General features: G+C 64.3%; 10 protein-coding genes and 2 pseudogenes. 3 read left to right on the forward strand and 9 right to left on the reverse strand.

Features of this window, described 5'->3' with window-relative positions:
- Positions 1–28 precede the first annotated feature (28 nt).
- Positions 29–1,675, forward strand: coding sequence for a dolichyl-phosphate-mannose--protein mannosyltransferase (locus tag OW521_RS05850; RefSeq protein ID WP_268023719.1), 1,647 nt, complete (start codon positions 29–31; stop codon positions 1,673–1,675).
- A gap of 3 nt (positions 1,676–1,678) precedes the next feature.
- Here OW521_RS05850 and OW521_RS05855 read toward each other — a convergent pair.
- Positions 1,679–2,787, reverse strand: a pseudogene (locus tag OW521_RS05855) (TIGR01906 family membrane protein).
- 145 nt (positions 2,788–2,932) lie between these two features.
- Entirely contained in the window at positions 2,933–3,925 is a 993-nt protein-coding gene (locus tag OW521_RS05860; RefSeq protein ID WP_268023722.1) for a stage II sporulation protein M, read from the reverse strand.
- Between the two features lie 168 nt (positions 3,926–4,093).
- Between OW521_RS05860 and OW521_RS05865 the strand changes: the two genes are divergently transcribed.
- Positions 4,094–4,891: an RDD family protein gene (locus OW521_RS05865; RefSeq protein WP_268023724.1), complete on the forward strand. Its 798-nt coding sequence runs from the start codon at positions 4,094–4,096 to the stop codon at positions 4,889–4,891.
- Between the two features lie 72 nt (positions 4,892–4,963).
- On the opposite strand, the gene OW521_RS05870 is transcribed toward OW521_RS05865, so the two are convergent.
- From OW521_RS05870 to OW521_RS05885, 4 genes are all read right to left on the reverse strand, one after another.
- A complete protein-coding gene (locus tag OW521_RS05870; protein ID WP_268025703.1) occupies positions 4,964–6,160 on the reverse strand; it encodes a L,D-transpeptidase in 1,197 nt (398 codons plus the stop codon).
- A gap of 270 nt (positions 6,161–6,430) precedes the next feature.
- A complete protein-coding gene (gene ahcY / locus OW521_RS05875; protein ID WP_268023726.1) occupies positions 6,431–7,912 on the reverse strand; it encodes an adenosylhomocysteinase in 1,482 nt (493 codons plus the stop codon).
- A 42-nt stretch (positions 7,913–7,954) separates the two neighbouring features.
- The gene (locus OW521_RS05880) at positions 7,955–8,179 is read right to left on the reverse strand and encodes a Trm112 family protein (protein ID WP_268023728.1); all 225 of its coding nucleotides are present in this window, start codon (positions 8,177–8,179) and stop codon (positions 7,955–7,957) included.
- A gap of 155 nt (positions 8,180–8,334) precedes the next feature.
- Positions 8,335–8,715, reverse strand: coding sequence for a DUF3499 domain-containing protein (locus OW521_RS05885; protein WP_268023731.1), 381 nt, complete (start codon positions 8,713–8,715; stop codon positions 8,335–8,337).
- 97 nt (positions 8,716–8,812) lie between these two features.
- On the opposite strand from OW521_RS05885, the gene OW521_RS05890 reads away from it, so the two are divergent.
- Entirely contained in the window at positions 8,813–9,331 is a 519-nt protein-coding gene (locus OW521_RS05890) for a metallopeptidase family protein (RefSeq protein ID WP_268023733.1), read from the forward strand.
- Positions 9,332–9,369: 38 nt separating this feature from the next.
- On the opposite strand, the pseudogene OW521_RS24360 reads toward OW521_RS05890, so the two are convergent.
- The 3 genes and pseudogenes from OW521_RS24360 to OW521_RS05910 form a co-directional block, all read right to left on the reverse strand.
- Positions 9,370–10,874: pseudogene (locus OW521_RS24360) on the reverse strand (DUF5719 family protein).
- Between the two features lie 160 nt (positions 10,875–11,034).
- Positions 11,035–14,373: a glycosyltransferase family 2 protein gene (locus tag OW521_RS05905; protein WP_268025705.1), complete on the reverse strand. Its 3,339-nt coding sequence runs from the start codon at positions 14,371–14,373 to the stop codon at positions 11,035–11,037.
- Positions 14,373–14,918 carry a WhiB family transcriptional regulator gene (locus OW521_RS05910; RefSeq protein ID WP_268025707.1) on the reverse strand — a complete coding sequence of 182 codons (546 nt, stop codon included), beginning with the start codon at positions 14,916–14,918 and terminating at the stop codon, positions 14,373–14,375. Before OW521_RS05910 ends, OW521_RS05905 begins: the two co-directional genes overlap by 1 nt.
- Positions 14,919–14,967: the final 49 nt, after the last annotated feature.

Consider the following 14,967-nt stretch of genomic DNA (forward strand, 5'->3'; position numbering starts at 1 on the left):
TACCGGAGGCAAAAGGTAGCATGGCTGAGTGATCGATACCTCCGTGCGCCCCGCCCCGCAAACCTGGTTGACACGGCCCCGCGAGGCGTTCAGCGCAGAGGCCCTGCGTTCGCGGCTGATTGGCAGCATCCAGAGTTGGCGGGACTACCCGCCGTCCTTGAGACTGTGGTTCTGGTTGATCCCCACCATCACTGCCGTAATCGGCGGGATCCTGCGTTTTGTCCGCCTCGACGCCCCCCATAGCCTCGTGTTCGACGAGACCTACTATGTCAAGGACGCCTACTCCCTACTGGTCAGCGGATACGAGCGGAGCTGGCCGGACAAAGCCAACGATGCCTTCAACGCGGGCAACCCCAACATCCTGCTCAACTCCCCCGAATACGTGGTACATCCCCCGGTAGGAAAGTGGATGATCGCCTTCGGGATGTGGCTATTCGGTTCGGACAATTACTTCGGCTGGCGATTCTCCGCAGCCCTGACGGGTACTCTCTCCATTTTCCTGATCGCCTTGATCGCCCTGAAGCTGTTCCGTTCCCACATCCTGGGCGCGGTCGCGGGGCTACTGCTCGCCGTCGACGGCCACCACTTGGTCATGTCGCGCACTTCCCTGCTGGACATCTTCCTGATGTTTTGGCTGCTCGCGGCGTTTGGTGCCCTGCTGATGGACCGCGACGACGGTCGGCGCCGTCTAGCGGCACGGCTCGCCGCGCTTGCGGGCACGTCGAAGGACGGCCGGCCAACGCCATCGCAACTCGCCTCAGGGCCGTCGCTTGGATTTCGATGGTGGCGCTTGGCGGCCGGCGTTTGCCTAGGCCTGGCGGTCGGCACGAAATGGTCGGCACTGTTCTTCGTGGCCGGTTTCGGCTTGATGACGGTCTTCTGGGACATGAGCGCGCGGCGCATCGCAGGCATTCGGAGTTGGCCCAGCTCCGCGATCATCAAAGACGGCGTGCCGGCGTTCTTCACCATGATCCCGGTGGCCGGAGCCGTGTACTTGTCCACATGGACCGGCTGGTTCCTTTCCAAGGACGCCTACTACCGGCAATGGGCCGAAACGAATCCTTCCGCCACCTGGGGATGGATTCCCGGACCGTTGCGATCACTTGCTTATTACCACATGGAGGCCTACAACTTCCATCAAGGCCTCAGCTCACCCCACCCTTATCAATCGAGTCCGTGGAGCTGGCTGGTCATGGGGCGGCCCACGTCGTTCTACTACGAGTCGCCCAAGCAGGGAACGTCCGGTTGCGACCTATCGAGCTGTACCTCGGCAATCCTGTCCGTGGGCAATCCTGTGATCTGGTGGGGTGCGACGATTGCCCTCTTCGTGGTGCTTTTCTGGTGGGCCGGACGACGCGACTGGCGGGCGGGAGCCATCCTGGCGGGGGTCGCTGCAGGGTATCTGCCGTGGTTCATGTATCCAGACCGCACGATGTTCTACTTTTACGCCCTCTCCTTCGAACCCTTCCTGGTCTTGGCCCTGGTCTACGGATTGGGGCTTGCTCTGGGCAAGAGCAGCGCTCCCCCGTGGCGCCGACGCTCGGGGCTCTACGTGGTGGGGCTGGTGGTGGTTCTTGCCGTGCTGCTGTCGGCGTTCTTCTACCCGGTGTGGACGGCGGAAGTGATCAGCTACCAGGACTGGCGTATGCGTATGTGGATGCCGTCCTGGATCTAGCCACTACTTTTCGAGCGGGCCGTCCCAGGAGGAGGTCGCCTCCGCATCCGCGGGGGCTTCCGCAGCCGCGTCGTCCTTGGCCGGCAGTCCGCGACGGCGGCGGGTAGGCCAGGTGAAGATGAGCGTCAGCAGGGCGACGACGAAGACCAACGCGCCGATCACTATTCCGGCGTCCATCCAGAACTGCCCAGGGAACAAACGGATCAGGGTGTCGTCGAGGGAAAATGTCCAGGTGCCATTCGCGAAGAAGATCTGGTGGAACTCCGTGAAGAACTGTTGCCAGCCAAGGGCGGCAAGCGTGCCCAGCCCCAGGATGAGCACAAGAGTGACGATCGAACCGGCGAACAGGCCGCGGCGGATTCCGCCAGAGCCGCGCTTACGCAGGTACAGCATGGCGATGATGCCAATGATGATCATGAGGGCGCCCGCACCGAATGCGGAGAGTATCACGGTCTTGACGTCGGCCATGTGGGAGACTTCTCCCTCCTTGAACAGCTTCTCGCCGTTCCGGTTGACCAGCTCGCCCAAGTAGCGCGGACCGGACCAGTTGCTGAGGTAGTCCACGGCATAGGAACCGTAGGTAATCCGGTCATCGGCATTGAAGCCATAGCCGTCGCCCGGGAACCCCGGCCGGTAGTACTCCACCCACAGAAACAACGGGCTGGCCACGGCGCGGATTGCCAGCACCAGGAGGACCACCGGGTAGAAGACGGCCAGCAGGACCTGGAAAATGCGCGGAGCCACGGGCTTGGCGTTGGCAGCCTCCTCGCGCTCGTGGTTGCGGCGTTCCACCTCGGACTCGGGGGGCGGACCTGAAGGGCCGACGTCGGCAGGGGCTCGGCGAAGAGCGCCGGTTCCGGCCCGGCTTCGGCCGCCTCGGCGGCCTTGCGGTCGGCCCGGCTCCCGGGCTGTCCGGTCGCGGATTCAACCGCCGGCTTACCCTCGGGCACCGACTTCGTGGAAGAGTCCTGGCCTCCGTCAGCAGCCATTGCCGTGCGCGTGTCCGGGGCCGCGGACTTGGTGGCGGGCTTCATCCAATCGAAGGCCGGCTCATTGCCGTCGTCATGGATATTCGCGTCCGGGTCTTTGGGGATCGGGCTCTTCTCGGTCACTTCAATTTCACTTCCGTAGGATTCACATGCCGGCGCGGGAACGGTCCGCTGGCAATCTTCTCTGTCTTCGAGCCTACAGTCCGCCCTTGCGGAGGGACGAGGAGCCACCCCGGCGAAGCCGGATTGCGACCGGACCCACGTGCCGTCAAGCGGCTATCTCCCGGTAGCCGGCGTCGTTGCTATCCAGGTCACCTGTGGCGCCGGCATGGAACGCCCGTCCGCCCAGCACGAGGGTATAGACCCAGTATGCCGTGAGAACGAGCGAACCGATCAGTATCTTTGCCCATACCGGGAGCGGGCTGGGGGTCACGAAGGCCTCAACGAGCCCGGAAAGCAACAGGACGATCACCAGGCCCAGAGCCACGGTGATCAGTGAGCGGCCCTCGTCCGCCACGGCCTGCATCCTGCGGCGGGGGCCGGGCGAAACCATTGCCCAGAAAATGCGGAGACCGCCAGCGGACGCAATGAAAACGGCGGTCAGCTCCATGAGGCCGTGCGGGAGGATGTAGCTGAAAAACACGTCCATCTTGCCGGTGGCGGCGAAGACACCAGCAGCGATCCCTACGCCCTGTGCGTTCGAGAACAGCATGTATGGCACCCAGAAGCCGGTGATGCCCAAAGCTACGGACTGAGCCGCGATCCAGGCATTGTTGGTCCAGACAGCCCCTGCGAAGGACGCAGCGGGGTTCTCCGAGTAATAGCCAACAAAATCTTGGTCGACGTATTGCTTGACGGCGCTGCTGCTTCCCAGGGCTCTCAACGCGTCCGGCGACGTCCCGATCCACAGCGCGTACGCCGCGGCTACAAGGCAAAAGAAGGCCCCACAACACACCGTCAGCCAGCGCAAGCGGTAGAACGCAGCCGGTAAGGACACAACGAAAAAGCGCGCGAGGTCTTCCATGAAATTCGACCTCGCCCCGGTGAATCGGGTGCGGGCCTGGGCCAGGGCCGCCGACAAGGACGCGGACAGCGCGCTCTCCGGGGCCACGGATCGGATGAGGGACAGGTGTGATGACACCACTTGGTACAACCGCAACAGCTCATCGGCTTCGCCGCCGTCAAGGCGTCGTTTGTGCGCGAGCTCGTGCAAGCGGGACCATTTGGTCCCGTTCACGGCGGAGAAGGCGTCCATGTCCACGGCACTACCCTATGCCAACAGTCCCAGCACAGTGCCAACAATCCCAGCACAGTGCCAACGCTCAAGCAACCCCTGCTGCACATCCGCCTCCACGGCTAGACTCGACCCAGCGGGAGCCGACCGGTCCCGCCCACATCGTGGGAGTACGTGGCAGTTTCGGGGGACGGCTTGAGTTCGATCATTACTGGTGAGGCCGTGGTCCTCGAACTGCGGCCGGCATCGTTCGGGGCAAGGGCCCTCGGGCTCATGCTCGATGTCCTGGTCCATGTAATGCTGCTTCTAGGATTGCTGATTCTCGTGAGCGTAGCGGCGCCGGGCATGGACGAAGCCGCCGGCCGCGCAATGGCCCTGTCCAGCGTGGTGCTGTGCCTTGTGGTCGTCCCCGTGGCTGTGGAAACGCTGAGCCGTGGCCGCTCGCTGGGAAAGCTGGCTACCGGGCTGAGGATCGTGCGCGACGACGGCGGCTCCATCCGCTTCCGGCATGCGCTGATCCGCGGGTTGATCGGGTTCCTGGAAATCTACGCGACGTTCGGCGGACTGGCCATCGCCGTGGCCCTTTTCAACGACAAGTCGAAGAGGCTCGGCGATGTCGTGGCGGGAAGCTATTCCCTCAGGCAGCGCGTTCCTGCTGAACGGAAGATCCTCCCCTACACTCCGCCACACTTGCAGGCTTGGGTGGGAATCGCGGACATCGGCAGGGTTCCGGACGGCACCGCGCGGCGTGCCTCCCAATTCATCCAGCAAGCGTCCCGGATGGCCCCGGAATCACGCACCAGGCTGGCTGGAGCCCTCGCCACCGAACTGGCAGCCCATGTTGCCCCGCCGCCGCCCGGAACGACGCCGGAAGACTATTTGCACGCAGTGCTGTGCGAACGGCGGAACCGTGACCTCGAACGATTGCGCCGCGCGGAACAACGCAGCGCCATGGTCGGCGCGCGACTTAACAGGCTCCCGTTCACGCGCTAGGCGAGCAGCCGGCGTCGTACGCTTCCGACGGCGGTTAGCCCAATGTGCCGGAGCGGCACTTGCAGGGTCGACCTATCGTTTCGCGTACTGCGCCCAGGGGATGTTCCAGTCGCCAAAGCCGTCGTCGAAGTTGGCGTAATCGCCCTCGGTGTTGACCACTTGGACGACGTCGCCGGTTGTCATGTTGTCGAACACCCATTTCGCCCCGTCCGGTCCCAGGCCGATGCAACCATGCGAGAGGTTTGTGACACCGATGTAAGGCATCGCTGAGTCCGTGGCCTGGTGGATGAACTCCCCGCTGGGCGTCAGGCGCGTGGCGTAGTTGACATCAAGCTGTCCGTAATAGGCAGGATCCCCGGGCTTGAGACCGATGGTGGAGGCGTCCATGTGCTCCACCCGGTACTTCTCCATGAGCACCAGGTAGCCGCGCGCGGAAGGGAACCTGGTGTCGCCCATGGTGTCCGGCCACTGGCCAACCTGCTGATCGTTGACGCTGACCGTGAAGGTGTGGGCGACCGCGTCAGCAACGGCAACCTTCTTGTCTCCGATTTTGAAGGAGTTCGTCTTGTTGAAGTTGCCGATCTGGCCGTTACCAAAGTCCACCCCGAAAAGTTTGAGATCCACTGTCACGGTGCTGTTCGCTGCCCAGAAGTTCTCCGGGCGGTAGCGCACCATGGTGTCGCTAAACCAATGGAAGGCCCCGATTTGGCCTGATGTGGACGTGACTTTGATGGCCTTCTCGACAGCGGCCTTGTTGACCACGGGTTCACTGAAGGTGATCTGAAGCGGCTGCGCCACGCCTACTTTGGACCCCTCCAGGGGGTACATCGCGGCGTCGGCCTCGTTCTGGGTGGAAACCGTCGCGAAGGACTGGGTTTTCGAGGTGGCGCGGCCAGCCGAATCCGCCACGGTGTAGTTGAAAGTGTATGAAGTGTTGAATTCGAGGGGCGTGGTGGCCGTCCAGCTGAGGCCATCCGGGGTCAACCCGCCCTCAATGGTCTTTCCCTTGGTGCTCGTCAAAGAGACCCTGTCCAGAGTTCCGTCCTTGACGGCGATTGTGACGGGAGCGGCGGGGTTTACCTGTTTGGCCCCGCTCGCAGGTGATGCGACCACCGTGGCGGGCTTCACGACGGGCAGCACGGCACCCGCCTCGCTGCGTTCACCGGATGATCCTTCGGACTCGATCGCCGCGCTGGCCGCATGCGGCGCCACGGCAGCGAAAGTGCCGCTGAGGGCGGCAATGAGGCAGACAACCACGATCCAGGCCATCTTCCGGAACCTGCTTCGCTTTGTCTCCCCGTGAACGGTGCCATTGTCCACAGGCTCCGAGGCGTCCGGGTGATTGAAGGCCTCGGCATGCTCGAAGGCGTCCCAGTGCTCGGAAGTGTCCGATTGCCCGCCGTCAGGATTAAGACCCATGTTTGATTTCTCCACAAAACTCACGCCCCCAAAAAACTCACGCCCCACAGCCGCATCCTAAGGGGCGTGGCTTGATATTGGCTGGGAGCTCGCCGGTCAGCGCGCTCCCAGCCCGTGTTCTCAGTACCGGTAGTGTTCGGGCTTGTACGGCCCGGCAACGTCAAGATCCAGGTATTCAGCCTGTTCCTTGCTGAGTTCGGTCAATTCCACACCCAAAGCACCCAAGTGGAGGCGTGCGACCTTCTCGTCGAGGATCTTCGGCAGCACGTAAACCTCGTTCGAGTATTCACGCTCGCCTTTGGGCTGGTCCTTCTTGGTCCACAGCTCGATCTGGGCGATCGTCTGGTTGGCGAAGGAGTTGCTCATGACGAACGACGGGTGACCGGTCGCGTTGCCCAGGTTCAGGAGCCGGCCTTCTGAAAGCACAATGATCGATCGCTCATTTCGGCCATCCGCTGCGGGGAACACCCATTCGTGGACCTGGGGCTTGATTTCGACCTTCTGGACACCCGGAAGCTTTGCCAATCCGGCCATGTCGATCTCGTTGTCGAAGTGGCCGATGTTCCCGACGATCGCCTTGTTCTTCATGCGGAGCATGTCGGAGGCCATGATGACGTCTTTGTTGCCCGTGGTGGTGATGAAGATATCGCCCTGTTCCAGCACCGATTCAAGTTTGGCCACCTGGTAGCCATCCATGGCTGCCTGGAGTGCGCAGATAGGATCGATCTCGGTCACAATGACGCGTGAGCCCTGACCGCGGAGTGCCTCGGCGGCGCCTTTGCCGACGTCACCGTAGCCGCAAACGACGGCGACCTTGCCGCCCATGAGGACATCCGTGGCACGGTTGATGCCGTCCGGCAGCGAGTGGCGGATGCCGTACTTGTTGTCGAATTTGCTCTTCGTCACGGAGTCGTTGACATTGATGGCCGGGAACAGGAGTTTGCCCTGTTCGGCGAGCTGGTAGAGGCGGTGCACTCCCGTGGTGGTTTCCTCGCTCACGCCACGGATGCCGGCAGCGATGCGGGTCCACTTCTTCGGGTCGGCGGCGAGGCTCTTGCGCAGCACATCGAGGACGAGTGCGTACTCTTCGGGGTCGTTATCCGTAGCGGTCGGCACCGCACCTGCGGCTTCGAACTCGACGCCTTTGTGGACCAGCATCGTGGCGTCGCCGCCGTCGTCGAGGATCATGTTGGGGCCCAACTCCGGGTTCGAATCCGCGCCGGGCCAGCTGAGGATCTGCTCGGCGGTCCACCAGTATTCCTCGAGGGTCTCGCCTTTCCAGGCGAACACAGGAACGCCTTGGGGATCCCCGACTGTCCCCTTGCCGACCACGACGGCGGCAGCGGCCTCGTCCTGCGTGGAGAAGATGTTGCAGGAGGCCCAGCGGACCTCGGCGCCGAGGGCAGTCAGTGTCTCGATGAGAACCGCAGTCTGCACCGTCATGTGGAGGGAGCCGGCAATCCGGGCTCCCTTAAGCGGCTGGCTCGGACCGAACTCGGCGCGCAACGACATGAGGCCCGGCATTTCGTGCTCGGCCAAGCGGATCTGGTGGCGCCCGGCTTCGGCCAGGGAGATGTCGGCAACCTTGTAGTCGAAAGTCATGGAAGTCCTTAGAAGTACCGAATGGTTGAAGTCAGTTGGGGCTCAGGCGTGGCGGGGTCCGTCGTGCTGGTCCGAAGCAGCGGCGTTGGCGGCAGCCAGCAGCTCCGGAGGCAGCAGCAAGGGGATTCCGTCCAGGATGGCGTAGCGGATCTTTTCACCCGAGGCGGCCGCCGCCGTCGAGACAAGTTCCTCGCCGTCCTGCTCCAGCGGGGACCCGGTGACCGGGCAACGCAGGATGGACAACAATTGAGGACTGACCTTTGGCATGGTTGAAGCTCCCTGGATGGCACCATCGCAGGCGCCGCTTTGGACTGATATGCAGCTTCCAGAGTACAACCCGGCGGCACCGGGAACCTTGTCACAAAGGGAGCAGCGACACACGGAGTCAGACAGCGTGCGGTTCGTGCTGGACGCGAAGGACTTCAGGAAGGATCGCGCAGGATGCGCAGATGGCGCCTAGCTGTTCCCTCGGCAGGGACCGGTCCATCAAAGGGAGCGCGGGCAGTGCGCTGTTCCGGCGCCGGCGCCGGCGCCGAGGCCGCTTCGCGCACGGCATTGGCCAGGGCGAGGAGATCGTCCGGCCCGGGCTGCGGCGGCGAGGACGGCATGGCGAGTCGCATGACTTCCCAGCCCCTTGGTACCGTCAGCGATTCCGCATGCTGCGCGCACAGATCGTAGGAATGGGGCTCGGCATACGTAGCCAATGGACCCAGTACCGCCGTCGATTCGGCATAGACGTACGTCAAAGTGGCCACCGCGGATTGGCGGCAAGCTGATCTGGAACACTGACGAATTGCACCCACAACATCCCAGATTAGCCGCACTTCGCCGCGGCGCGGTGCATTGCCTCTGAGCAGGCATTATGTCGCGTTGGCGTAGCCACAGGTCTAAAGTCGATATATGCAGTCACAGCACCACGTTCCGGGCTTCACAGTCCATTTGTCTGATACCGAGGACAGCCAGGAAACGACGACGGCGGGCACGCCCGTACGCGGCTTCAGGCAGCGCCGCCGAAACCGTCACGGGCGCGGGTTGCGCGGGGAAATCATGCTTCCCAACGTTCCCGGCTACCGGACCCGCGCGGAACGGTTCGACGACTTCGTGCTGGATTCCGCCGAACGGCTGCAGGATATGTGGGGCAAACGGCTCGACGGCGTCTCGTTCGCCGTCGACGAGATCCCGCCAAACCTCGAGGAACTGGTAGCCCAAGGCACAGCGGCACCGTTGGGCTCATACACCCCGGCAGCTTACGGCGCAGGACCGGTCATCACCATCTATCGGCGCGTCGTAGAGCACACCACCGGGGGCCGCGAAGACCTCCAGGACCTGGTGCACGACGTCGTCGTCGAATACACCGCCGAAATGCTCGGCGTCCCGCCGGAAACCCTGGACCCTGTCTACCGTCGTCGTTATCAGTAAGCCGCGGCCCGGCAGGGCACTACCCCGTAAACGGCCGCTCAGTAACCGAGGGTGACCTGTACTTTTTCGTGGCCCGCCGCACCATCTTGAATGGTCAGGACCGAAACTCCGGATTGATCGCCCTGGCCGAGCACGAGCGCGCCGTAGGCCGCGTCTCCTGCCGCTGACACGATATAGCCGGAAATCGCGGCGCCGTCGGATTTCTCTGGAACCCCGATGACCGAGGTGGTTCCCCCGGCGATCTCCACGGTTTCCGTCTTGTGCACCTTGCCGTCCGACGTGACCGGAGTGTAGCTGACCGTGGCGCGGCCTGTCGGCACGCCGAAGCTGAGGAAGCGCGTGCCTCCCTGAGGCACCGCCATGACATGCTGGCTGCCCAAACGGACCGCGGCCGGAGACCAAGCGAAGTCCACGGGATCCTCAGCCTTGAGTCCTCGTGTTACGCGGGTGGACGCGGCGAAGGGAACGTCCGAGGTAGCGCTGACTGTGTACATGCCGGCAGGGACGCCCGTGAGCGGCACTTGGGTGACCGAACCCGCTTTGGCAGTCACCGCTCCCCGCCGGGCAGCGGGCGCTGCCCGTTCGGCCCGAACAACCGAACGTCGAGCACCGCATCCGCGGGACCGGGGACGGTAATCTGCAATGCCGGAACGACGTCGGCAAAACCTGCCTTGTCGGCAAGCGACTTCACGGCGGCCGGGTCTTGGATGTCCACCCCCGTCATGACCTGGGCGTCAGCGGCAGCAGCGCCCGGGGTTATCAGCTCGACACCCCCGGCCGTCAGGCCTCGGAGAACGCTTTGCTGGATGCTTGCCGCAACCGGCCCGCCGCTGCTGCGCAGGTGCACCGAGAGCTGACCCTCGTTCGGGGCCAGCCCGGCCAAGTTGATCGATCGCGTAGTTCCCGGCGAAACCAGCAAGCCACGGCTGTCCGAGGCCTGGATCTGGCCACGGGCACCGTACAGGTCAAGGTTGACGGTGGCCGGTGTGCCCGAAGCATTGCTGATGTTCAAAACCGCTGTTCGTCCCAGTGCGGTGCTGGCGCCTAGGAGCCAGGCATCGTTGCCCGGTTGCTGGCAGGGTGCCGCCGCAAGGCCTCGGAGATCGCCGTCGCTGGCCGTGTAGCTCATCAGGCCCGCCACGGCGGCCTTTTGGCCACTGATGGGATCCGCACCCACAACGGTCACTTCACCCGTCGGCCGTTGGGCAACGACGCCCGCGCTAAGGACGGGAGGCCCTGGCGCAGGGGTGTGCACGGCGGCAGGGGGCTTGGCGATTTCGGCTATCGCGGACCCGCCCAGTGAGGCGAGGATGCTTCCGGGAACAGAGCCGGCGGCGTCACTGAGCACTACCGCATCCAGGAAACTCTTGGCTGAACGCGAAATGGGGCTGAATTGAGTGTCGGTGCCCGCGGCGGTTCCCTCAGGGAGGCGCGGAGGCGCCGGACACACGGCGGTCGCTTTGCCTGCGGGGACATCGGCAAGGGACATGTCCAAGGTCTTGCTCCCTGACGGCGCAGGGACTATGGATGCCGCAGAAACCATGCCCGCCCCCGCCGCAAGAAGTATCGCCGCGGAGAGCACGCCCAACACAACGCCCGTGTTCTTGTTCCCGGCTTTGCGCTGGCCGCGCTCCCTTTTCCCCCCGATGCCCGGTTCCGCGCTACCCTGCGGGGTGGGCGTCACTGACCTACGGTCTTGGTCGTCAGACACTGCTGTATTCCTTACGGAGAGTTTTTTGTTCCTTCAGGAGGCCGGTCTTCGGCCTGCGGGCAGGCATGGGAATGGCCAGCAGGATAGTCAAACCAATCACTATGGCCTGCAGAATGCCGAGCCAAGGCTCCCAAACAGTGGTGTAACGGATCTCGATTTTGCCGCCTGCAGGCGGCAAGATGAACGCTTGGGCCCATCCCGAGGTGGTCGGGCTCAGACGACGGCCATCCAGCCAAGCGCTCCAGCCGGCATCTGCCCGCTCAGCGAGCACTACAAGGCGGCCATCCCCGCCGGCCGGGATGCCACCCTCAGTAGACGTTCCGAGGGATGGAAGGAGGGCAACCACAGCTCCCTTGGCGTCCACCACCCTGACCCGGTGCGCCGTTTCGGCATCGGCTGCGGCAGCCCGGTTCAGCGGCGTGACACGCCACAGCCACCCGGAATCGGTCTTTCCCACAGCCACCAGGCCAGGAACGGAATCTATCCGGTTGGCGGTCAGCTGGGCCGCGGTGTCGGCTGACTTCAGGACAACGAATCCGGCCCCGAGTTGCTCAAGGTTGGGCCGCGGGTCCACACCGCTTCCCGCGACAATAGTGGCGACTGCGTTCCGGATGGACGCAGTCGCGTCGTCGTCGGCCGCGAGGCGTTCCTGGCCAGGTGAACCCACGATTGAACCGGCGGCGGCCACGGTCGAGAGCGAGTCCAGCGTGGTACCGGCCCCACGCATCATGGATGACGTGTAACCGCCGTTCTCAGCGGCTGTGATGACCAACGTTCGGGTCTGTTCAGGCCCTTGGCCGTGGTCGACGGCGGTGGCCGGAAGCGTGTTCTTACCTGCCGGCTGGACCAGGCGCGGGGTTCCGAGGGCACCACTGGCCGCCGGCAGCGTATCCGCATTGGTCATAACGTTCTGTGTTGCCCATACACCCATGCTGGCCAGGGGTCCGGCAACCAGGAGAAGGGTTGTCACAGCAGAGAGGGCTCGCACTGCGGCACGCCTGACCGGCCGGCCATCCTCCGCCTTGGCCGTGAGTTGGAGGAGGTTTTCGGCTCCAATCAGCGCGGCTCCAAGCACGGCGAACCCGGCAGCGGAAACTGCCGGCCCCGTGAAGGGTGCTACGAGCAGGTTGCCGTTCGCGGCTGTGGCCACGTGCCCGACGAGCCAGCCCCAGGCCAGGAGCAGGAGGGCCCCCGCCCAAAGGAAACGCGTGACGCGAGAGCGCCGTCCGGGCACAAAGAGGGCCGCCACGGACAAGAGGAAGACCGGTGCGCAAACCAGTACAGCAAGCAACAGCGCCCACGGCACGACCGAAGGGCCAAAGAGAGCCAAGCCGGCCAATCCGCCGTTGACGTCGAATTTCAGGGGTTGGCCCAGCAATTGTTGCCACAACGGTGCGGCTTCGAACCCGAGCGGGAGGCCTGGATCGGCCAGCATGGCGCGGGGCCGCTCCAGGACCGAGAGGACATACGGTGCAAAAAGCGCCGCGCTAGGAAGCAATGACCACCAGACAGTCCGCCCGCGCCGCCCCAGGGCGATGCCGCAAAAGACAACGAGGACGGCAATGGGGGGCAGCAGGGACGGCGCAGAGGCCGTCACTACCGCCAGCGCCAGTCCGGCCGCGGCAGCAGCGGTCCAGGACGGCGTGCCGTTGTTGCCCGGTTTCCCCTGCAACGGTTTGGTTGAATTAGCACCGGACGGCTGGTGCTGAAGCTGGTTGGACGTAGCGCCCCGACCCAGTGCCGATCCCGTGGCCCGCAAGAGTGCCAGGACCAGCAAAGGCATCACCATATGGGCCAGGAGGGCCCCAAGCCTTCCTTGGTTCACAGAGACTTGGAGAACCGGCGCCCCGGCCCACACCAGTGCGGCAATGAAGCGGTAACGGCGCAGCGTGGTCAACGCGCCAGCGGCAAACCAGGCACCTAGTCCGGACAAGGGCATGGCCAGCAACAACAGCCACACGATGGCTGCGTTGGAGTCGCCTGCCCCGAGCATCGACGCGAGCCACAGTATGTAGGCGAAGGGATCCCCATGACCGGGCAGTCCTGCGCCCAAACTGATCCACCAACTGGAGGCGGACCGCCAGATGTCAGCTGCGGTAGCCACAGGCAGCAGTCCGCCGCCGGTCACGCCGCCCGCGCCCAGGAGTCCCAGCAGGCCAACGAAGGAGGCGGCCAGGGCGACGAATCCGGCCGCTACTGCACCTGTGCCGATCCACCCTCGCTCATTCGTAGCGAGGGCTGCGAAATCGTCGCCAGCATCGCCGCTGGGTTCCGGAGCCAGGGAATCCTGCGTCTCCTGGAAATCGTCTGCACCAATCGCTTCTACAAGGGAGCGGCGGTGGGCCCAAACCTCGCGCCGCGGAGTCTGCAGGCCCTTGATCACGGAGCGCCGCACCCGGCGCGTCCGGGCGGCATTCCTCCTGGCGCGCCAAATCGCCCTGGGACGGCCGAGTGCTGCAAAGGTGGCGCCGAGCTGGGATATTCCTTGGGCCGGCTCCTTGACCAGAATGCTCAAGACCAGCCGCAACAGGCCACCGAGCAGGGCGCCGACCACGTGCAACGGAACCTTCCATGGCGAGGCATGGGTGAGCCTCAAATGGACCTGGCTCTTGCGGGCTGCGGCAGGTGTCGACAAGCTGTGGGGCCGGTTCACGACGTGGAACATGCGTGCCGCCGGGACCACCACAACCCTGTTGCCCGCAAGCCAGTTGCGCCAGCAGAAATCGACGTCGTCTCCTACGCCCGGTAGCGCCGGGTCAAAGCCGCCCAACTGCTCCCACGCGTCGCGCCGGATCAGCATGCCCGCGGAATTCACGGCGAACGTGTCGGTACGTCCGTCGTACTGACCTTGGTCGAGTTCGTCGGCCTCTATGAGCGTGAGCCTTTCGGCCCAGCGGCTCGTGGACAGGCCGGCGTCGATGAGCTTGCGTTCCGCGTTCCAGGCCAGCTGCTTGCAACCAGCCACCGTCACCGAGGGAGCGCGCTCGACTGCCTGAAGCAGCTCGGCGAGTGCCTCCGGGGCGGGAGCGGCGTCGTCGTGCAGCAGCCAGATCCATTCCGTGGTTCCCGGTTCCTTCGAAGGAGCCGAACGGGCCAGGCCAGCCATGACGGCAGCGCCGAAGCCTATTTTGGATTCGCCTGTGCTGGTGACGTTGCCCTCGCCGAGCGCCCGCCGCAGCAACGCTGCGGACTTGTCGCGGGAGCCCGTATCAATGCCAATGGCGGCATCTGCCGGACGCGTCTGGTCCAGCAGAGCCGCCAGGGTTCTGGGGAGATAGTTACCGCCGTCATGCGAGACGACGACGGCGGTAACGTGTACTGCCTTGAGAATCAGACCGCTCGCTTCCTCAGCCTGCGGCGCTCGCGCTCGGAGAGCCCGCCCCAGATACCAAAACGTTCGTCATTGGCGAGTGCGTACTCAAGGCATTGCGAACGTACATTGCACGCACCGCAAACCTTCTTGGCATCCCGCGTGGAGCCCCCCTTTTCGGGGAAGAAGGCCTCGGGGTCCGTCTGGGCGCACAAGGCGTCCGTCTGCCAACCGAGTTCGCCTTCGTCGTCGAAGTCCCCCTTGCCAGGGAGCCCGATCCACACCGGCTGGGCCGGGTTGTCGAATGGCCGGCGCAGCTCCATGGGAGGATCGTCAAGATCGTCCTCCGGATCTGCGGGCATGTCCCCTACGAGGGCCTCGTGTGCGGCCAGAAGAGCTGTTGCCTGATCTTCCAACGACTCGCGAGTGGTCTCGATATAACGGTCCGCCGCCTGCGGATCTGCCGGGTCAACATACCAATCCCCCGGAACTTCCCGCGATCGGTACTTGACCGACGCATATTCCGCGACGACTGCATCTTCCTGGATACGCAACGCTTGCCCCATGGCGTCCCTTCCTGATGTTGCAGATACTGCCGTGCTCATTAGGTACTCG

The organism is Arthrobacter sp. MMS18-M83 (assembly GCF_026683955.1).
In the GTDB taxonomy this organism is placed as follows: domain Bacteria; phylum Actinomycetota; class Actinomycetes; order Actinomycetales; family Micrococcaceae; genus Arthrobacter.